A 20,285-nucleotide genomic window follows, 5' to 3' on the forward strand; every position below is an offset into this window, starting at 1 on the left:
GCACAGCGCGACGGGACGGGGGCGTGACCCGCGCGGTCACGCCCCCGTCCCGTACCGCGGTCGCACCGCGGGGCCCGTCAGCCGAACTGCTGCTCCAGGTCCTTCAGCTTGCGCTCCAGGGAGTCCAGGCGCGGCAGGGCCATGGTGTCGTCCTCGGCGGTGAGGTCGACGGTCACCGGCTCACTCCCGCTGGGGACCCGCTGAAGGGAGGGCCGTGCGCGGACGGGCAGTTGTTCCGCGGTCGATATGGCAGGCTCCGCGGTCGCGGGAGCCGGGCCGCGCTCCACGGCCTGCACCTCCACCTGCCGGCCGGCGCCCCGGCCGACGAAGCCGCGGTGGCCCCGGCTGATCGCCTTCAGCTGGGCGCGCTCCACACGCTGCTGGTCGCGCCGCCGCTGCCGGGTCTCCTCCTTCTGCCGCTTGTCCTCGCGGACCTCCTCGACGGCCTCGTCGAGGCTGCGCACGCCCTCAAGGAGCATCAGCGACCAGGCCCTGTACGTCTCGCGGGGCGCCCGCACCCAGCGCACGATCCGGATCTGCGGCAGCGGACGCGGCACCAGGCCCTGCTCGCGCAGCGCGGCCCGGCGGGTCTGCTTCAACGCCCGGTCGAACAGCACGGCCGCCGACAGCGACATGCCGGAGAAGAACTGCGGCGCACCGGCGTGCCCCGCGCCCCGGGGCGCGTGCACCCAGTTGAACCAGGCCGCCGCCGCGGCGAACAGCCAGACGAGTATCCGGGAACCGAGCGCCGCGTCGCCGTGGCTGGCCTCGCGGACCGCGAGGACGGAGCAGAACATCGCCGCGCCGTCCAGGCCGAACGGCACCAGGTACTGCCAGCCGTCGGTCAGCCCGAGGTTCTGCTCACCGAAGCCGACGAGGCCGTGGAAGGACAGCGCAGCCGCCACCGCCGCACAGCAGAAAAGGAGTACGTAGGAGGCCGTGCCGTAGATGGCCTCCTTGCGCCTGCGGCGCTCCTCGCTGCGCTCCCACGAGTCGTCCGCGCTCGCGTTCTCCCCGGAGGAGCGCTTGCCGCGCGCGAGCACCGCCACCGCCGCCAGCACGCCCAGGAGCAGTACGGCGCCCGGAAGCAGCCAGTTCAGCGATATGTCGGTCAGTCTCATCAGGGGTCCCTTGCATTGGGATAGGGCGTAACGCCCGCCATAGTGGCCCACTCCCGAGGGCCCTCAGGGGGTTTCGGGGCAAGAGGCCGCCAATAAGGTGCAAGGGAATGCCCAGGGACGGCGTTCTGCTCGAACTGCCGCGTGAGGGGCGGGAGTTGAGTTCGAATAAGACTACCCGTACGGGTGGTTCCTCGGAAAGTTCCCGCGACAGGTGAGGAAGTTGTGAATCACCTGTCCGGGAACCGGGCCGAGGGTGGGTGGTCCTGTGCCGGTGATCTTAGTGGACCCTGGGGCGTGCTCCGTCCCTGAGGGCCCCTCAAGCGGCTGCGGACGCGGCGGGTTTGGCGATCCGCCCGCCGTCACAGGTGCGCGGGCAGGTGGCGCAGATGTCCTGCGGGCGGACGGTGTAGAACATGCAGCAGCTCACCCGGTCCCGGGTGGGCAGCGGTGAGCCGTCCGGCCCGGCCGGCGTCCGGAACCCGGCGGAACCGGCGTACGGCGGGGTCGCCCCCGGCAGCAGCAGCTCCAGCTCCCGCACGGCCCGCGCCTCCTCCCGCTCGCCGAACAGCCGGGCGACGTACCACAGCCCCTCCGCGACCTCGTCGGTCGCCATGCCCCACAGCGCGCGCCCGCGCCGCCGCATCCGGGGCCCGAAGGCGCCGAGCACCGGCTCCAGGTGCTCGGCGACGGCCGCCCGCACCTCGGCCCGCAGCGCCTCCTCGTCCGGTACGACGACCGTGCCGGGCAGCGCGGCGGCGGGGTCGCCCGGCAGGCAGGCGACGGAGACGGGGGGCCGTACGGCCATCCGGCCGGCCGTGCGGTCGTACCAGACGTGTGTCACGGGCAGCCGGGGCACCCGGCGGTGCAGGAACCACGGAACGGTGATCAGCAGGCAGGCCGGCCAGGCGTAGCGGTGCAGGCCGAAGCTCGCGACGACGTCCGGGCGGGCCGGCCGGCCGTAGTCCCGCACCACCTGGTCCGCGTCCCGGGCGAGGAAGGCGTCCATCTCCGCGCCGCCCGCCGCGAGCCCGGCGGCGGCGGTCCAGCCCCCGCCCGCGGGTGCCGGGTCGTCCGGGCCCAGCTCGGTCACCGCCAGGCCCGGGAAGGCCGTGGCGAGGCGGTCGTACGCGGCGGTGAGCGGCGAGGCCGCAGCGGGCATGGCGGGACCACCGGTCCTTGGACGCGTCCGCGGTCACGGACTGGGCTGAACAGGTAAGCCTTACCTTACCTGGAGTTGTCGGAATTTGAACTGCCGCCCGGTGCGCCTAAGGTGCTTGACGGACAAGCGACAACCCGTCGTTAATGACCCCAAGTGCCGACAAGCCGCCAGGAGGAGCCGTGAAGCAGGGCGTGCAGGGCTCCCCGGGCGCGCCGGGCGCCGCCCGGGTGCCCGCGCAGCAGCGGCAGCGGCCCGCCGACGGTGCCGACCCGGGCCGGGAACGGGACGCCGCGGTGCCGGGCACGGCGCGGGGCGAGCACACCCACGGCGAGCGGCCGGTCCCGGAGCCGCGGGCCGCGGTGCGGCGCTCCTCGGTGCGCGGGCAGATCCTGGACGCGCTGCGCACGGCGCTGGTCACCGGCGAGCTGAAGCCGGGCGAGGTCTACTCGGCGCCGGTGCTCGGCGACCGCTTCGGCGTCTCGGCCACGCCGGTGCGGGAGGCCATGCAGCAGCTCGCGCTGGAGGGCGCCGTCGAGGTCGTGCCCAACCGTGGCTTCCGGGTGGTCGAGCGGGGCGCGCGGGAGCTGGCCGAGCTGGCGGAGGTGCGCGCGCTCATCGAGGTGCCGGTGATGCTGCGGCTCGCGCGGACGGTGCCGGCCGAGCGGTGGGCCGAGCTGCGACCGCTCGCGGAGGAGACGGTACGGGTGGCCGCCGCCGGCTGCCCGGCGACGTACGCGGAGTCCGACCGGGCCTTCCACCGGGCGCTGCTCGCCCTGTCGGGCAACGAGCAACTGCTCCGCATCGCCGAGGACCTGCACCGGCGCTCCCAGTGGCCCCCGGTGCGTCGGGGAGGGGGCGAGCTGGTCGCCGACGCGGCGGAGCACCTCGCCCTGCTGGACGCCCTCGCCTCCGGCGACGTGGAGCGGGTGCGGGGGCTGGTGGGCGGGCATTTCGCGGGCGCGGGCTGAGTACTGAGGGGGCGCCGCCCGGGTACCGGCCGTCCGCCGGGTGCGGGTTGCGGCTGACGCGCCCTGAAGGGGCGCGGGGAACCGCGCGAGCGAGTACCAGCGGCCCGCAAACGGCAACGGACCGGCGGCCCCTACGCCGTCGCCGCCCCCGGCGCGGGCGGTGCCAGCTGTTGCGCCAGCCACGTCGGCACACCCCCCAGCAAACGGAACAGGCGGCGGGCCTCCTCGCGCAGCCGGGACGCCTCCGGTTCCTCCTCCGTGTCGGCCAGGGAGACCAGCGCGGGCGCCGTGCCCACCAGGTACCCCAGCTCCTCGCGGATGCGCAGGGATTCGGCGAAGCCGTGCCGCGCCTCCGTCAACTCGCCGTCCCGCAGCGCGAGTCCCGCCAGGTGGCGCCAGGTGAAGGACAGCAGCAACGGGTCGGCGTTCGCCGTGGCACCCGCGTGCGCCCGGCGGAACGCGGCGCGGGCCGCCTGCGGGGCGCCGGCCAGGTTCTGGGCCACCAGCCCGCGCCGGAAGTCCAGCAGGGCCCGCCCCGCGGCCCCCGGCGGGATCAGCGCCGCCGCCCGGCCCAGCGCGGCCCGCGCCTCGTCGGCCCGGTCGCGCACCCCGAGCAGCGTGGCGGCGTACGCCAGGTAGCCCCGCTCGCACGCGGCGGCCCCCCGCTCCTCGTCGCTGTGCGCCACCGCCTCCGCCGTCCGCAGCGCGTCCTCCGCCTCCTCCCAGCCCCCCTCGGTGTACAGGCACCGTTCGGCCAGCAGGGCGGCCCGCTGCAACGCCGGGGCAGGGCGGTCGGCGGGCAGCAGAGCCGCCGCGTCGGCCCAGCAGGCCCGGCTGCGCAACCGCCATACCGCGGTCTGGAGCGGATCGTCACCGGTGGTTCCGTTACCAGACATGGCGGTATGCGCCACGTTGCCCTCCCCGAGCACGCCATCGAGCTGTTGAGTGGTGGCGGCATTCCAGCACCAATCGCGGGGCCCGGCCAAGAGGGTGGGTGAAAGATTTCACAAAGTAGTGGGGCGCGACCGTGACCTGTTCCGGCCGCGGCACGCCCCCGCTGACCTCAGCTCATGCGCAGGGCCAGGAAGAAGTCCAGCTTGTCCTCCAGGCGGGACAGGTCCCGTCCCGTCAACTGCTCGATCCGGCCGACCCGGTAGCGCAGCGTGTTGACGTGCAGGTGCAGGCGGGTGGCGCAGCGCGTCCAGGAGCCGTCGGAGTCGAGGAACGCCTCCAGGGTCGGGATCAGCTCGGCCCGGTGCCGGCGGTCGTACTCCTTCAGCGGGTCCAGCAGGCGGGCCGTGAAGGCGCGCCGGACGTCGTCCGGGACGAACGGGAGCAGCAGGACGTGCGACGCCAGCTCCTGGTGGCCGGCCGCGCAGACCCGCCCGGAGCGGGCGGCGGCGACCCGGCGGGCGTGCCGGGCCTCCTCCAGGGCGCCGCGCAGGCCCTCCGCCGAGTGCACGGCCGCGCTGACCCCGAGGGTGAGCCGTCCGTCGTCGTCCAGGCCCGCCGACAGCGGCTCGCGCACCGACCGCAGCAGCGCGTCGGCGAGCAGGCCGGTCTCCGAGCCGTCGTGCTCGGAGGCGACCGCGGGCAGCGGGACCAGGGCGACGGCCTCGTCGCCGGTGTGCGCGACGGCGATGCGGTCCGCGGGCTCGGGTCCGGTGGCCAGCGGGTCGACCAGCACCTCCTCCAGCAGCGACTGGGCTACCGGGCCGCCCTCGACCTCGCCGTCCTCCCACTCCACCCGGGCCACCACGACCTGCCAGTGCGGGGCCGCCCCGAGCCCGGGGAGCAGCACCGGGGCCGCCACCCTGAGGCGGGCGGCGATCTCGGCGGGCGCGGCGCCCGTCTGCACCAGCTCCAGCACCTCCTGGGCGAGCCGGCGGCGGACCGTGCGGGCCGCGTCCCGGCGGTCCCGCTCGACGGCGATCAGCTGGGTCACGCCCTGGAGCAGGTCCAGGCGCTCACCGGGCCAGTCGCCGGCGTCCGCCTCGACGGCCAGCAGCCAGTCCGACAGGACCGTCTCGCGGACGTCGCGGGCGGCCTGCGGGGAGCGGCCGGAGGAGCGGACCGGGAAGAGGGAGTAGGTGGTGCCGTGCACGTGGACGCGGTGCGGGCCGCGGCGGCCGGTGCGGGTGGCCGCCAGGTGCTCGGCGGCGAGCCGGGCGCAGGTCTCGGCGGGCAGCGCCGGGCCCGCCACCTTGGAGCCGGCGATCATCCGGCCGGTGGGGGAGAGCACCCAGGCGCGCAGGTCGAGGTCGGAGCCGAGCAGGTCCAGGACGACGTCCGGGCCGCCGCCGGCCGGGCCCGAGGTCATCATCCGGCGGTGCCGGTCCACGACGGCCGCCAGGTCCCCGGCGCGCTCCCCGGAGACCTGCCGGACCACGTGCTCGGTGATCGTCGCGAACGCCACCGACTCGTGCACGGCGAACAGCGGCAGCCGGTGCTTCGCGCAGGCCAGCACCAGATCGTCCGGCACATCGCCCAGCTCGGCCTCGCCGGCCGCGAGGGCGGCCACCCCGGCCTGCACCAGAATCCGTACGAAGGGCTCGGAGTCGGCGGCGTCCCGGCGCCAGGCCAGCCCGGTGAGCACCAGCTCACCGCCGGACAGGTAGCGGCTCGGGTCGCGCAGGTCGGTGGTCATGACCCCGCGCACCGCACGGTCCAGCTCGTCCTCGCCGCCGAGCAGCCGCAGGCCCAGCGCATCGGTGTCCAGCAGTGCGCGCAGCCGCATCTCGTCGCCGCCGTTCTGTGTCTCGAAACCTACGATGAATCTTGGAGGAGTGCCGGGAAGTGGTCCGGTGAGGGGCCGCACCGGCCGGAGTGGCGGGGTCGCCGTGCCGTCACCCGTGTTTCCCCGGGAAAACGGAGAGGTGAGCGATGACCTCCGTTCATACGAATCTACAAGATGCTCGTGCTGGCCAGCGAACTCCTTCATGGTTTCGGTGACTGACCCCGTCGGAGCACAGGGCGGTGTACTGAGTCCGCTCCGCGTTAACAGCACATGAACGAGCCGGGCCCGCCGCACACGGATTGGCTCAATCTGTAGGACTTCAAGAGCACCGAGACGAAGAAGAGAGCCGGTCATGGACTTCCTTCGCCCCGCCAGCTGGGAGGAGGCGCTCGCCGCGAAGGCCGAGCACCCCACCGCTGTGCCGATTGCGGGTGGCACCGATGTGATGGTCGAGATCAACTTCGATCACCGCCGGCCCGAGTACCTCCTCGACCTGAACCGCGTCGGCGACCTCTACGAGTGGGAGGTCGGCGAGGACGCCGTACGGCTGGGTGCCTCCGTCCCGTACACCGCGATCATGGAGAATCTCCGTGCCGAGCTGCCGGGCCTCGCGCTCGCCTCGCACACGGTCGCCTCCCCGCAGATCCGCAACCGCGGCGGCGTCGGCGGCAACCTCGGCACGGCCTCGCCCGCCGGCGACGCCCACCCCGCGCTCCTCGCGGCCGGCGCCGAGGTCGAGGTGGCGTCGGCGGCCCGGGGCACCCGCCTCATCCCGATCGACGCGTTCTACACGGGCGTCAAGCGCAACGCGCTCCAGCCCGACGAACTGATCCGGGCGGTACACATCGAGAAGGCCGACGGCCCGCAGCAGTACTCGAAGGTCGGCACCCGCAACGCCATGGTCATCGCCGTGTGCGCCTTCGGGCTCGCCCTGCACCCGCGGACCCGGACCGTGCGCACCGGCATCGGCTCGGCCGCGCCCACACCGGTGCGGGCGAAGACCGCCGAGGAGTTCCTGAACGCGGCCCTGGAGGAGGGCGGCTTCTGGGACAACGGGAAGATCATCACCCCGTCGGTCGCCAAGCGGTTCGCGGACCTGTGCTCCGCCGCCTGCAACCCGATCGACGACGTCCGGGGCACCGCGAGCTACCGCCGGCACGCGGTCGGCGTGATGGCCCGCCGGACCCTGACCTGGACCTGGGAGTCGTACCGCGGCGCCCGCCGCGCCACCGAGGGAGCTGCGTGATGCGCGTCAACTTCACCGTCAACGGACGTCCGCAGGAGGCCGACGACGTCTGGGAGGGTGAGTCCCTGCTGTACGTGCTGCGCGAGCGGCTCGGCCTGCCGGGCTCCAAGAACGCCTGCGAGCAGGGCGAGTGCGGTTCCTGCACGGTCCGCCTCGACGGCGTGCCCGTGTGTTCCTGCCTGGTCGCGGCCGGCCAGGTCGAGGGCCGGGACGTCGTGACCGTCGAGGGGCTGGCGGACTACGCCAGGCAGCGCTCCTGCGGGACGGGTGCCCGCGGTGGCACGAGCCTGGACGAGGCCAAGGGATGGCAGGCGAAGGGCGCCGACTCGCGGACCGGCGAGGGCACCGGACTGAGCCCCGTCCAGCAGGCGTTCATCGACGCAGGCGCCGTCCAGTGCGGCTTCTGCACCCCGGGCCTGCTCGTCGCTGCCGACGAGATGCTGGAACGCAACCCGAACCCGACCGACGCCGACATCCGTGAGGCGCTGTCGGGCAACCTGTGCCGCTGCACGGGCTACGAGAAGATCATGGACGCGGTCCGCCTGGCGGCCGCACGGCAGTCCGAGGGGGTCTGAGCATGCCGGCCAACGGTGCACCCACCAAGATCACCCAGGGTTCGCAGACCAAGGGCGGCATCGGGGAGTCCACGCTCCGCCCGGACGGCACCCTCAAGGTCACCGGCGAGTTCGCGTACTCGTCCGACATGTGGCACGAGGACATGCTGTGGGGCCAGATCCTGCGCTCCACCGTCGCGCACGCCGAGATCGTCTCCATCGACACCTCCGAGGCCCTCGCCACGCCGGGCGTGTACGCCGTCATGACGTACGACGACCTGCCCACCGAGGTGAGGAACTACGGCCTGGAGATCCAGGACACCCCGGTCCTCGCGCACGGCAAGGTGCGCCACCACGGTGAGCCGGTCGCGATCGTCGCCGCCGACCACCCGGAGACGGCCCGCCGGGCCGCGGCCAGGATCAGGGTGGACTACAAGGAGCTGCCCGTCATCACCGACGAGGCCTCCGCGACCGCCCCGGACGCGATCCTCGTCCACGAGAACCGCGACGACCACCACGCCGGGCACGTGCCGCACCCGAACATCGTGCACCGCCAGCCGATCGTCCGCGGCAACGTGGAGGAGGCACGTGGGCGCGCGGACGTGATCGTGACGGGCGAGTACACCTTCGGCATGCAGGACCAGGCCTTCCTCGGCCCCGAGTCCGGCCTCGCCGTGCCCGAGGAGGACGGCGGCGTCCACCTCTACATCGCCACCCAGTGGCTCCACTCCGACCTGCGCCAGATGGCGCCCGTCCTCGGCCTGCCCGAGGAGAAGGTGCGCATGACGCTGGCCGGCGTCGGCGGCGCGTTCGGCGGACGCGAGGACCTGTCGATGCAGATCCACGCCTGCCTGCTGGCGCTGCGCACCGGCAAGCCGGTGAAGATCGTCTACAACCGGTTCGAGTCCTTCTTCGGGCACGTCCACCGCCACCCGGCCAAGCTCCACTACGAGCACGGGGCCACCCGCGACGGCAAGCTGACCCACATGAAGTGCCGGATCGTCCTGGACGGCGGCGCCTACGCCTCCGCCTCCCCGGCGGTCGTCGGCAACGCCTCCTCGCTGAGCGTCGGCCCGTACGTGATCGACGACGTCGACATCGAGGCGATCGCCCTCTACACCAACAACCCGCCCTGCGGCGCCATGCGCGGCTTCGGCGCGGTGCAGGCGTGCTTCGCCTACGAGGCGCAGATGGACAAGCTGGCGAAGGAGCTGGGCCTGGACCCGGTGGAGTTCCGGCAGCTCAACGCGATGGAGCAGGGCACCGTCATGCCGACCGGGCAGCCCGTCGACTCCCCGGCCCCGGTCGCCGAACTCCTGCGCCGCGTCAAGGCGATGCCCATGCCGCCGGAGCGCCAGTGGGAGTCCAGCGAGGGCGCCGACGTACGGCAGCTGCCCGGCGGCCTGTCCAACACCACGCACGGCGAGGGCGTCGTACGCGGGGTCGGCTACGCGGTCGGCATCAAGAACGTCGGCTTCTCCGAGGGTTTCGACGACTACTCCACCGCCAAGGTGCGCATGGAGGTCGTGGGCGGCGAGCCCGTCGCCACCGTGCACACCGCGATGGCGGAGGTCGGCCAGGGCGGGGTCACCGTCCACGCGCAGATCGCCCGCACCGAGCTGGGCGTCGCACAGGTGACGATCCACCCGGCGGACACCCAGGTGGGCTCGGCCGGTTCGACCTCGGCCTCCCGGCAGACGTACGTCACGGGCGGAGCCGTCAAGAACGCCTGCGAGCTGGTCCGCGAGAGGGTCCTGGAGATCGGCCGGCGCAAGTTCGGCTCCTACCACCCCGCCTGGGCCACGGCGGAGCTGCTGCTGGAGGGCGGCAAGGTCGTCACCGACGGCGGCGAGGTCCTCGCCGACCTGGCCGACGTCCTGGAGGACGAGGCCGTGGAGGTCGAGGAGGAGTGGCGGCACCGGCCGACCGAGCCCTTCGACCTGCGCACCGGCCAGGGCAACGGACACGTCCAGTACTCCTTCGCCGCCCACCGCGCGGTCGTCGAGGTCGACACCGAACTCGGCCTGGTCAAGGTCATCGAACTGGCCTGCGCCCAGGACGTCGGCAAGGCGCTCAACCCGCTCTCCGTCATCGGCCAGATCCAGGGCGGTACGACCCAGGGCCTGGGCGTGGCCGTGATGGAGGAGATCGTCGTGGACCCGAAGACCGCGAAGGTCAAAAACCCCTCCTTCACGGACTACCTGATCCCCACCATCCTCGACACGCCGACCATCCCGGTCGACGTGCTCGAACTCGCCGACGAACACGCCCCGTACGGGCTGCGCGGCATCGGCGAGGCCCCGACCCTGTCGTCCACCCCGGCCGTCCTCGCGGCGATCCGGAACGCGACCGGGCTGGAGCTCAACCGCACGCCGGTGCGGCCCGAGCATCTGACCGGAACGTGACCCTTCGGGGATCCAGCCGGTGATCTCCCGGGGGGCCTCGTCCCCCCGGCCCCCACTCAGTTCGTCTCGGGCCGTCCCCCGGGTCGTCCATTCCCAAAACCCGTGCCCGGACTAGGCGCCGCACGGGTGCACCCATGAACCTTGGGAGTTGGCCCATGACCCAGCAGTCAGTGGAGCCCGGGACCGCCGCCGAGGACGCGGGCGAAGGCAGCCTCGTCCCGGCCGGGCGGTCCTGGCTCGACCGGTACTTCCACATATCGGGAAGGGGATCCACGGTCGCGCGTGAGGTGCGCGGCGGCATCACCACCTTCATGGCGATGTCCTACATCCTCCTGCTCAACCCCCTCATCCTGTCCGGCAAGGACGCGGCGGGGGACACGCTCGGCCAGAAGGCGCTGATCACCGCGACCGCGTTCGCGGCGGCCTTCACCACGCTGCTGATGGGTGTCGTCGGCAAGGTGCCGCTCGCCCTCGCCGCCGGCCTCTCCGTCTCCGGCGTCCTGTCCTCGCAGGTCGCCCCCGCCATGACCTGGCCGCAGGCCATGGGCATGTGCGTGGTGTACGGCGTGGTCATCATGCTGCTGGTCGTCACCGGCCTGCGCGAGATGATCATGAACGCGATCCCGCTCGCGCTCAAGCACGGCATCACCATGGGCATCGGCCTGTTCATCGCCCTCATCGGCTTCTACAAGTCCGGCTTCGTGCACCAGGGCAAGGCCACCCCGCTCGCCCTCGGCCCCGCTGGCGAACTCGCCGGCTGGCCGGTGCTGCTCTTCGCCGGAACCCTGCTGCTGATCTTCATGCTCCAGGCCCGGAACGTCCCCGGCGCCATCCTCATCGGCATCGTCTCCGGCACGGTCGTCGCCGCCGCCCTGGGCGGCCTCGGTGTCATCGACGCGGGGCAGTGGGCGGGCGGCGCCCCGGAACTGCACGGCAGTGCCGTCTCGATGCCCGACTTCTCGCTCTTCGGGCACGTCGGGTTCGGCGGCTGGGGCGAGGTCGGCGCGATGACGATCGGCATGATCGTCTTCACCCTGGTGCTCGCCGGCTTCTTCGACGCGATGGCCACCATCATCGGCGTCGGCACCGAGGCCGGACTGGCCGACGACAAGGGCCGGATGCCGGGCCTGTCCAAGGCACTGTTCATCGACGGCGCCGGCGGTGCGATCGGCGGCGTGGCGGGCGGCTCCGGCCAGACCGTGTTCATCGAGTCGGCGACGGGCGTCGGCGAGGGAGCCCGCACGGGTCTCGCCTCCGTCGTCACCGGCCTGTTCTTCGCGGCCTGCCTGTTCTTCACCCCGGTCACCGCGATCGTGCCGCAGGAGGTCGCGTCCGCCGCGCTGGTCGTCATCGGCGCCATGATGCTGATGAACGCCCGGCACGTGGACTGGGCCGACCGCGCGACCGCGATCCCGGTCTTCCTGACCGTCGTCCTGATGCCGTTCACGTACTCCATCACCACCGGTGTCGCCGCGGGCGTCATCTCCTACGTCGCCATCAAGGCGGCCCAGGGCAAGACCCGCGAGGCCGGCGCCTTCATGTGGGGCCTGACGGCCCTCTTCCTGGTCTACTTCGCCCTCCACCCCATCGAGGCGTGGCTGGGCGTGCACTAGCCACCCTGATCCCCGCGACCCCGTTCAAGGAGACCGACAGATGCTGGACATCGCCGAGGAGCTGGACCGGTGGGCCGGGCAGGGCCGTGACTTCGCCGTCGCCACCGTGGTGGCCGTCGGCGGCAGCGCCCCGCGCCAGCCCGGCGCCGCGCTCGCGGTGGACGCCGACGGCACGGCGATCGGCTCGGTCTCCGGCGGGTGCGTGGAGGGCGCCGTGTACGAGCTGTGCCGACAGACGCTGGAGGACGGCCACACCGTCCTCGAACGCTTCGGGTACAGCGACGAGGACGCCTTCGCCGTCGGCCTGACCTGCGGCGGCGTGATCGACATCCTCGTCACACCGGTCCGGGCGGACGGTCCCGCCCGGCCGGTGTTCGCGGCAGCGCTGGCCGCCGCCGCCCGAGGGGAGGCGGCGGCGGTCGCGCGGATCGCCGACGGCCCGGCGGAACTGCGCGGCCGGGCCCTGCTGGTCCGGCCCGACGGGTCGTACGACGGCGGCTTCGGCGCCCACCCCGAGCTGGACCGCACGGTCGCCGCCGAGGCCGGAGCCTTCCTGGACGCGGGCCGCACCGGCACCCTGGAGATCGGCGAACAGGGCTCGCGCTGCGGCGCCCCGCTCACGGTCCTGGTCGAGTCCTCCGTCCCCGCGCCCCGGATGATCGTCTTCGGCGCGATCGACTTCGCGTCGGCGCTGGTCCGGATCGCGAAGTTCCTCGGCTACCACGTCACCGTCTGCGACGCCCGCCCGGTGTTCGCCACCCGCGCCCGCTTCCCCGAGGCCGACGAGATCGTCGTCGAGTGGCCCCACAGGTACCTGGAGCGCACCGAGGTCGACGGCCGCAGCGTCCTGTGCGTCCTCACCCACGACGCCAAGTTCGACGTACCGCTGCTGAAGCTGGCGCTGCGGCTGCCGGTCGCCTACGTCGGCGCGATGGGCTCCCGCCGCACCCACCTCGACCGCACCGAGCGGCTGCGCGCGGTCGGCGTCACCGAGCTGGAGCTGGCCCGGCTGCGCTCCCCGATCGGCCTGGACCTCGGCGCCCGCACACCGGAGGAGACGGCGCTGTCCATCGCGGCGGAGATCGTCGCGGGCCGGCGCGGGGGCAGCGGGGTGTCGCTGACCGGCGCGCACACCCCCATCCACCACGATGCGGCCACGCGGCCGGCGGGGCGGATCGGGTCGGTGGCCTGAAAGGCGTTCGCCGGCCGCCGTCGCCCCTGTGCTGCATGACGGCATGGTGTCCCCCGGCCGTCTGGCGGCCTTCGCCGTCCCCTCCTTCCTGCTCGTCATCGTCCCCGGCCCCGGCGTGCTGTTCGTGATCGGGCGCGCCCCGGCCCACGGCCGCCGGGCCGCGCCGACCACCGTCGCCGCCACCACGCTCGGCGCGTACCTGCTCGTCGTCGCGGTGGCGTTCGGCGTCGGGCCGGTCGTCGAGCGCTCGGTCCTCGTCTTCACCGCGCTGAAGCTCGCGGGCGCCGCGTACCTCGTGCACCTCGGCGTCAAGGCGTGGCGGCGGCGCGGCTCGCTGCGGGCCGCGGTCGCGGAGTCCGGCCCGGCGCGCGGCGGCCCGCGCACCCTGGGGGAGGGGTTCGCGCTCGGCGTGGCCCACCCCGAGACGATGGTCTTCTTCGCCGCCGTACTGCCCCGGTTCGTGGACCGCGAGCAGGGTCACGTGCCCGCGCGGATGCCGCTGCCCGGGCTCGTCCTCAACGCCATCGCGGTGGTCTCCGACGCCGTCTGGGGCCTGGCCGCCTCGGCCGCCCGCGACTGGTTCGCCCGCTCGCCCCGCCGCCTGTCCGCGGTCGGCGGAACGGGCGGCCTGACGATGATCGGCCCGGGCGTGACGGTGGCCCTGACGGGCCAGGGGGACCGAGGGCGCGCGGACGCACCCGTCCCGGCTCACCCCCGTGTCAGCAGACGGTCCGCCGCCCGGCCGAAGAGCAGGAGGGACGCCGACTTCAACGGGCCGTCGAAGGCCCGGGGGAGGAAGCGGACGCCCAGGTCCTCCCGCCACACCACGCGGCTGCGGTCCCCGGGCCCCGGGCGGACCTCGATCTCCGCCCAGCCGAGGACGAGCCGGCCGCGCTTCTCCAGGCGGCACAGGCCGGGGGCGTCGTCGGCCGGCGGGCGCCACACCGTCACCTCCATCACGTCGTCGACGGCGAGCGGGCCGAACCCCGACCGGGCCACGAAGCGCGTGCCCTCGTGGGTCGGCGGGGGCGTGAGCACTCTGATCCGGGTCAGCGGGACCGCGTCGGCGTGGCGCGGCCAGTCCGTGAGCCGGCGCCACGCCTCGTCGGGCGGGAGCGGGACCGTGCGTTCGAAGGAGAAGGTGGGCACGGCACGATCGTAGGCAAGGGACGCCGGTCACCTGCGCGTTCACCCGCCGCGCCGCGCCGCTCGCGTAGCAGGTGTCCTTGGGGAGTCGTATTCTGGAACAGTGGGTGCGCGGGGCGGCGCCACGGGGATCCTGCTTCTACGCTTCCTGCCACGGGCCGGGCAAGCGGCCCGTCGTACGGGGGAGTTGATCGTCATGCCGGTGAAGAACTACGGCGTTCTGATCGCCCGCGTCGTCGAGACACGGCGTGAGGGCGCGCGGGAGACACCGCACTACCAGATCCACCTCACGGACGACCACGGCACGCACTACCGCGCCGCGGTCAACGTGCTCTCCCAGGAGCACCCTTCCGAACTGCTCTACCTGGTCACCGACGACTTCCGGCACCCGCTGACCGCCGCCCTGGAGGGCCTGTCCGGCGGCTGGAACACCCTGCCGGCCGGCCCCGGCGGCCCGACCCTCGACTTCGTGCGCGGCAACCTCTTCGACCCGGCCGGGATGCGCACGCTCCCACCGGACGTCGAGGGACCGGACAACGACCTCGCCGACCTCCTCGACCACTACGTACAGCGCGCGGTGGCGGACCCGCAGGCGCGGGCGTACGTCTTCGGCTCCCGCTTCGGCCCCGAACCCGCCGTCAAGGACAAGGTGTTCGGCTTCCTGCCCGGCAACGGCGTGCACGACGTCCACATGAACCAGGGCAACAGCCGGCGCTTCCAGGGCGACGACGGGGTGTGGCAGGACGGCGGACTCCTGCTGCGCTTCCCGGCGCAGTCCCGCTGGGTCGGCATCTTCCTGGCCTTCCAGAGCCAGTCCTGGCACACCGACGACACCACCGGGCACACCCTGGAGGACGTCGACGGCACCCGGCCCACGACCGGCGCGCAGCCCGTGATGATCATCGCGGCGAGGGTCAACCCGACGGGCCCCGCTCCCGAGACGGAGACCGTGACCCTCCTCAACGCCTCGCCGGAGCCCGCGGATCTCACCGGCTGGCGGATCGTCAGCCGCCTCGGCCACGGCTCGCCGGTCCCGGCCACGGCCCCGCTCGCGCCCGGCGACTGCCTCACCGTGCCGCTCACCGCCGAGGCACCGCTCGGCAATCAGGGCGGCGAGATCACGCTCCTCGACGCGGCCGGCCTGAAGGTGCACGGCGTCTCCTACACCGCCGAACAAGCCTCCCGCGAGGGCTGGTCGGTGGTGTTCTGAGCCGGGGCGTGGGCTACGGGCGGTACACCTTGCCGGGCTCGGCCTTGCCGGGTGCCAGCAGCTGGGGGACCGTCACGAAGACGTAGCCCCGTGCCTTCAGCGCGTCGATGATGCCGGGCACGGCCGGCACGGTCCCGGGGTAGATGTCGTGCAGCAGGATGATCCCGTCCCGGGACGACTGGTCGAGGACCCGCTTGGTGATGAGCGCCGAGTCGTCGGTGGTGTAGTCCTTGGCGGTCACGCTCCACAGCACCTCCGCCAGGCCCAGCTCCTTGCAGATCTCGTGCACGTCGGCGTCGGTGCGGCCCTGCGGCGGGCGCATCAGCGTCGGCTTGCGCCCGGTGAGGTGCTCGATCGCCTCGTTGGGCCGGTTCAGCTCCTCACGTATCTCCTTGTCCGGTATCCGGGTGAGGATCTTGTGGTCCCAGGTGTGGCTCGCGACCTCGTGGCCCTCCGCCGCCATCCGCTTGACCAGCTCCGGGTACTTCTCGATGTGCCGCTTGCCGAGGAGGAAGAAGGTGGCCGGGACCTTCTTCTCCTTCAGGATGTCGAGCAGCCGCGCCGAGTTCTCGCTGGGGCCCGCGTCGAAGGTGAGCGCGATGCACTTGGCCTCCCGGCAGTCGACGGTCCCGAACCGGGCCGGTGCCCCGTGCGCCGCCTCGGCGCGGGCGGTGCTCGGGGCGGTCGTGTCGACCTGGGCGCAGCCGGACAGGGTGAGCGCCAGGCAGGCGGCGGCGGACGCGAGCGCCCAGCCACGCAACCTCCGGCCCGTTCCGCGCATCTTCCTGGGCGCGTCGGTGGTCGCGTGCGTCGGCGTCGAGTTCGTGTCGGTCGTCAGGGGCATGCCGGGACTATACATGGTGTGTATAGTGCACGCGTCCGAGGGTGCGACTGCCGCGACGACCCCGTGCACACCAGTAGTACCGGGCGGGTACGCGGAGTAACCTCAGGACCATGACGCGCACGGGGGAGCGAGTCGTCGCATCGCGCTTACGGACACCGTCCTGGATCGCGCGCATCGAGACACCGGACGGCCGGGTCCTGGGCGCGGGCGTGCTGCTCGCCCCCGAGCGGGTCCTCACCGCCGCGCACGTCGTCGGTCCCGGCCACCGCTACACCGTCCGCCTGGTCGGCGTGCCCGGCCTGGCCGCCGTGACCGCCACCGTCCGCCCGGACGAACACGTACCGCAGAGCGAGGACACCTTCGGCGACCGCAGCGGCGACCTCGCCCTGCTGCGCCTGGACGCACCACTGCCCGCCGAGCACACCACGCGGCTCTACCGGCTCGCCGCCCCCCACGGCCCCGTCAGCATGTACGGCTTCCCGCGCGGCGACGACGGCGGGCGCTGGCACGGCGCCACCCTGGTCGCCGCGCGCGGCCGGGACAGCCAGGTGCAACTGCGCCCGCTCACCCCCGAAGAACTCGCCGACCACGGCTTCAGCGGCGGAGGCGTCGTCGACCACGCCACCGACCAGGTCATCGGCATCGTCCTGAGCGTGGACGACGGCCCGCGCTCCGCCTTCAGCTACATGAGCCCCACCGAGACCATCCTCAGCCATCTGCCGCAGGTCGCCGCCTGGACCGACGGCGCCGAGGCCGTCGACCCCCGGCTGCGCACCGGCACCGGAGCGGGCGCCGGCCGGCTCGACGTCCCGTTCGCCGGCGAACTCGCCTCCTGGTTCCGCGGCGAGGGCTGGCCGGTGCTCGTCACCGTCGTCCCCGCGCGCGGCGACCGCGCCTGGACCCTGCAACGGGCCGTCACCCTCGCCGACCGCGAGCTGCGCACCCACCGCAACACCAGCGCCGTCAGCCACGACCCGCCCGAGACCGTGCCCCCCGCCGGCGCCCACGACCTCGCCCTGGACGTCAAGGGACTGACGGCCGCGGAGGTCATGGACCGGATCGCCGAACGCCTCGGCATCCGCGACGACCCCCGGCCCGAACGGCTCGGCACGCTGCGCCTCCCGCTCGCCGCCGTCCTGGTCGCCGTCGACGAGGCCGCCGAACCCGACGCGCTGCTCGGTCTGCTGGACCGGCTCGCCCGGCAGGGCGCACGGCTGCTGCTGGTCTTCCGCGACCGGGCGGAACGCGCCGAGCAGGCCATCGAGTTGCTCGTGCACCGGCCGCTGCGTGCACGCTGGGCCCGCCTGCACACCGAACTCGACCACATCACCGACGCGTTGGGGCCCGCGCTCGACGCCCGCCGGGACCGCGTCCTGCCCCCGCCCGGCACCCAGCGGCTCCTCGACCGGGCCGAGGCCGGCGTCAGGCGCAGCCGCATGCTGCGCGCCTGGATCGACCACGCCCCCGAACAGGAACGCGCACCGGCGCGCGCCGGACTGCTGTTCACCTTCGAGGACGCCGTCGGCCGCCGCCGGCGCCGCCTGGAGAAGGCCGTCGACCTGCTCGACGCCCGGCTGCGCCGCCGCGAGGAACTCCTCGGCCGCGTCGGCGCCGAGTGGCCGCTGTGCCGGCAGCGGGCCGCCACGCAGGGCGACCGGGTCGTGGCGGCGTACCGGCTCTACGAACAGGCCGTCTCGCTGCTGCGGCAGACCCCCTGCGACATCGAGCGGGCCGAGGCCGCCGTCGAGCGGTTCGTCGGCTTCTGCTCCGCCACCCCACCCGGTGAGGAGGGCGCCTCGTGACCTCGTGCGTCCGGCCCGGCTGCGCGGGCCGCATCATGGGCACCGGCTACTGCGACACCTGCGGCCACCGGCACGCAGAACCGCGCACCGCACCGCAGGCCCGGCCCCCGGCCGGCGCCGCCGAGGAGCCCGAGCCCCCCGGCCCGGCGGCCGTGCACGCCGTCGCCGGCACCGGCGAACTCGACCAGCACGGACTGGTCGTCCTGCCCGAGGTCCCCGTCCCCGACGACGTCCTCGTCGAGGACCCGCGACCGCCCACCGGGGGCCGCCGCTGCGGCGCGAACGGCTGCACCATGACCATCGGCATCGGCTACGGCGGCCAGCCCGCCCGCGACACCGGCCGGTGCCCCCGCTGCGGCACGCCCTACTCCTTCCGGCCGCAGCTCACCCGGGGCGACATCGTCGCCGACCACTACCAGGTCCTCGGCTGCCTCGCCCACGGCGGCCTCGGCTGGGTGTACCTCGCCGAGGACACCCGTGCCGCCGGCCACCGGGTCGTCCTCAAGGGCCAGATCAACGTCCACGACGCCCTCGCCCGCCGCACCGCCGTCGAGGAGCGCCGCTCCCTGACCGACCTGCACCACCCCGACATCGTCCGCATCATCACCTACGCCGAACACCGGGCCCCCGGCCGCCCGCCCACCGGCTACCTGGTCATGGACTACATCGGCGGACGCTCCCTGCAACAGCTCTTCGACGCCGACGACGTCGAGCGGATCTTCCACGGCCGCCCCCGGCTCGACCACGTCCTCACCTACGGCTGCAAGATCCTCGGCGCCCTCCAGTACATGCACGAACGCGGGCTGCTCTACTGCGACATGAAGCCCGCCAACGTCATCCACTTCGGGCGGGCGCTCAAGGTCATCGACCTCGGCGCCGTCCGCGCCATCGGCGACCGCACCTCCGCCCACGTCCACACGGCCGGCTACGCCCCGCCCCAGGAGGAGATCGACCGGCGCGGCTGGCACGTCGACAGCGACCTCTACACCGTCGGCATGACCCTCCAGGCCCTGGCCCGGAACACCGAACCCGCCCGCGGCCTCGCCCCCGACTCCTTCCGCCGCCTCATCGCCCGCGCCACCCACGCCGAACCCCGCGCCCGCTTCCGCTCCGCCGCCGAGATGTCCCGCCAACTGTGGGAAGTCCTCCGTGAGTTCCGCTCGCTCCAGTTCGGCGAGCAGCTGCCGGAGAGCTCCACCCGGTTCCGCGCGACCGGCGCCAGCCTCGACGCCGGACTCGGCGCCATCCCCGCCCTGGACCACTGGACCACCCGCCCCGGCGAGCGGCCCGCCGGCCTGGACGCCTCCCCGCCCGCCGCCGCCGAGGTGGCCGGCGCCCTGCCCGAGCCGCTGCCCGACCCCGACGACGGCGCCGCCCTGCTCCTGGACACCTTCCCGCCCGACGCCCCCGACCGGGTCGCCCGGCAGTGGCCACGCGAATCCCGCCTCGGCACCCCCGAGACCGCGCTGTGGCTGTGCCGCGCCTACCTCAGGAAGGGCGAGCAGCAGGCGGCGGAGAGCTGGCTCGCCGAGGCCGAGACCCAGCTCGGCGAACGCGCCGCCCATGACTGGCGCATCGCCTGGCACCACGGCGTACTGCACCTCAGCAAGGGCGAGGTGGAGCCGGCCGGTGCCCGCTTCGACGCCGTCTACCGGGCCCTGCCCGGCGAGTACGTGCCCAAGCTCGCCCTCGGCTACTGCGCCGAACACTCCGGCTCCCGGCCCACGGGCCATGGACGCCCCACGCGGGCCATGCGGTACTACGAAGCCGTCTGGAAACGGGACTCCGCGCACACCGCCGCCGCGTTCGGCCTGGCCCGCGGCCACCTGGCCGGCGGCGACCGGGACGCCGCCGTCCACGTCCTCGACGAGGTGCCCGCCACCTCCCGGCACCACGACGCCGCCCGCATCGCGGCCGTCCGCGTCCGCGCCGGCGTCCTGCACGGCGACCCGCCCACCCCGGCCGGCCTGCGGGACGCCGCCCGGCGGCTGCCCGAACTGCGCCTGGACGGCGGCGCGGCGGCCGGGGAGTCCCGGGCCCGGCTGGTCGCCGAGGTCCGCGAGAACGCCCTGCACGGCCGGCCGGCCCAGGGCTGGGGCCCGGACTTCCCCGCCGGGGAGCTCCTCGGACCCGGGGACGAGGACGGCCTGCGCGCCCGGCTGGAGCACTCGTTCCGGCAACTGGCCGCCCAGGCCCGCACCGCCGGCGAACACGGCCGGCTCCTCGACCTGGCCCACGCGGTCCGGCCGATGACCACGTTCTGAACCCCGCACGGCCCTCCGGGAACC

Annotated in this window: 15 protein-coding genes and 1 pseudogene; 10 read left to right on the forward strand and 6 right to left on the reverse strand. The window is 73.9% G+C overall.

Annotated elements, in window-relative coordinates:
- Positions 1–77 precede the first annotated feature (77 nt).
- Positions 78–1,121 (reverse strand): DUF2637 domain-containing protein, encoded by a 1,044-nt coding sequence (locus IE294_RS01910; RefSeq protein ID WP_189813834.1) that lies wholly within the window; start codon positions 1,119–1,121, stop codon positions 78–80.
- Between the two features lie 316 nt (positions 1,122–1,437).
- Positions 1,438–2,280: a (2Fe-2S)-binding protein gene (locus IE294_RS01915; RefSeq protein WP_189881568.1), complete on the reverse strand. Its 843-nt coding sequence runs from the start codon at positions 2,278–2,280 to the stop codon at positions 1,438–1,440.
- Between the two features lie 179 nt (positions 2,281–2,459).
- Between IE294_RS01915 and IE294_RS01920 the strand changes: the two genes are divergently transcribed.
- On the forward strand, positions 2,460–3,248 hold the full coding sequence (locus IE294_RS01920; RefSeq protein WP_229916986.1) for a GntR family transcriptional regulator: 789 nt from the start codon (positions 2,460–2,462) through the stop codon (positions 3,246–3,248).
- A gap of 131 nt (positions 3,249–3,379) precedes the next feature.
- Here the strand turns inward: IE294_RS01920 and IE294_RS01925 are convergent, their stop codons facing one another.
- Together IE294_RS01925 and IE294_RS01930 are read right to left on the reverse strand one after the other, a co-directional pair.
- On the reverse strand, positions 3,380–4,144 hold the full coding sequence (locus IE294_RS01925) for a hypothetical protein (protein WP_059262256.1): 765 nt from the start codon (positions 4,142–4,144) through the stop codon (positions 3,380–3,382).
- A gap of 167 nt (positions 4,145–4,311) precedes the next feature.
- A complete protein-coding gene (locus tag IE294_RS01930; protein WP_189881572.1) occupies positions 4,312–5,985 on the reverse strand; it encodes a PucR family transcriptional regulator in 1,674 nt (557 codons plus the stop codon).
- A gap of 352 nt (positions 5,986–6,337) precedes the next feature.
- Between IE294_RS01930 and IE294_RS01935 the strand changes: the two genes are divergently transcribed.
- The 6 genes and pseudogenes from IE294_RS01935 to IE294_RS01960 form a co-directional block, all read left to right on the forward strand.
- The gene (locus IE294_RS01935) at positions 6,338–7,231 is read left to right on the forward strand and encodes an FAD binding domain-containing protein (RefSeq protein ID WP_189881574.1); all 894 of its coding nucleotides are present in this window, start codon (positions 6,338–6,340) and stop codon (positions 7,229–7,231) included.
- On the forward strand, positions 7,231–7,806 hold the full coding sequence (locus IE294_RS01940; RefSeq protein ID WP_189881576.1) for a (2Fe-2S)-binding protein: 576 nt from the start codon (positions 7,231–7,233) through the stop codon (positions 7,804–7,806). Before IE294_RS01935 ends, IE294_RS01940 begins: the two co-directional genes overlap by 1 nt.
- A 2-nt stretch (positions 7,807–7,808) precedes the next feature.
- Positions 7,809–10,190 (forward strand): xanthine dehydrogenase family protein molybdopterin-binding subunit, encoded by a 2,382-nt coding sequence (locus tag IE294_RS01945; RefSeq protein WP_189881578.1) that lies wholly within the window; start codon positions 7,809–7,811, stop codon positions 10,188–10,190.
- A 155-nt stretch (positions 10,191–10,345) separates the two neighbouring features.
- Positions 10,346–11,803, forward strand: coding sequence for an NCS2 family permease (locus tag IE294_RS01950; protein WP_189881580.1), 1,458 nt, complete (start codon positions 10,346–10,348; stop codon positions 11,801–11,803).
- 40 nt (positions 11,804–11,843) lie between these two features.
- Positions 11,844–12,995, forward strand: a complete 1,152-nt coding sequence (locus tag IE294_RS01955) for an XdhC family protein (protein WP_189881582.1) — start codon at positions 11,844–11,846, stop codon at positions 12,993–12,995.
- A gap of 43 nt (positions 12,996–13,038) precedes the next feature.
- A pseudogene (locus IE294_RS01960) lies at positions 13,039–13,674 on the forward strand (LysE family translocator); the annotation flags it as partial.
- A gap of 29 nt (positions 13,675–13,703) precedes the next feature.
- On the opposite strand, the gene IE294_RS47295 reads toward IE294_RS01960, so the two are convergent.
- Positions 13,704–14,144, reverse strand: a complete 441-nt coding sequence (locus IE294_RS47295) for an SRPBCC family protein (protein ID WP_229917000.1) — start codon at positions 14,142–14,144, stop codon at positions 13,704–13,706.
- Between the two features lie 193 nt (positions 14,145–14,337).
- Between IE294_RS47295 and IE294_RS01965 the strand changes: the two genes are divergently transcribed.
- Entirely contained in the window at positions 14,338–15,351 is a 1,014-nt protein-coding gene (locus tag IE294_RS01965) for a DUF2278 family protein (RefSeq protein WP_189881584.1), read from the forward strand.
- 13 nt (positions 15,352–15,364) lie between these two features.
- Here the strand turns inward: IE294_RS01965 and IE294_RS01970 are convergent, their stop codons facing one another.
- Positions 15,365–16,132 (reverse strand): polysaccharide deacetylase family protein, encoded by a 768-nt coding sequence (locus tag IE294_RS01970; protein WP_229917001.1) that lies wholly within the window; start codon positions 16,130–16,132, stop codon positions 15,365–15,367.
- Positions 16,133–16,305: 173 nt separating this feature from the next.
- Between IE294_RS01970 and IE294_RS01975 the strand changes: the two genes are divergently transcribed.
- The gene (locus IE294_RS01975) at positions 16,306–17,997 is read left to right on the forward strand and encodes a trypsin-like serine peptidase (RefSeq protein WP_189881586.1); all 1,692 of its coding nucleotides are present in this window, start codon (positions 16,306–16,308) and stop codon (positions 17,995–17,997) included.
- Positions 17,994–20,261 (forward strand): serine/threonine-protein kinase, encoded by a 2,268-nt coding sequence (locus IE294_RS01980; RefSeq protein WP_189881587.1) that lies wholly within the window; start codon positions 17,994–17,996, stop codon positions 20,259–20,261. Before IE294_RS01975 ends, IE294_RS01980 begins: the two co-directional genes overlap by 4 nt.
- Positions 20,262–20,285 lie beyond the last annotated feature (24 nt).

This window comes from Streptomyces canarius, from assembly GCF_014650735.1.
Classification (GTDB): Bacteria; Actinomycetota; Actinomycetes; order Streptomycetales; family Streptomycetaceae; genus Streptomyces; species Streptomyces olivaceoviridis.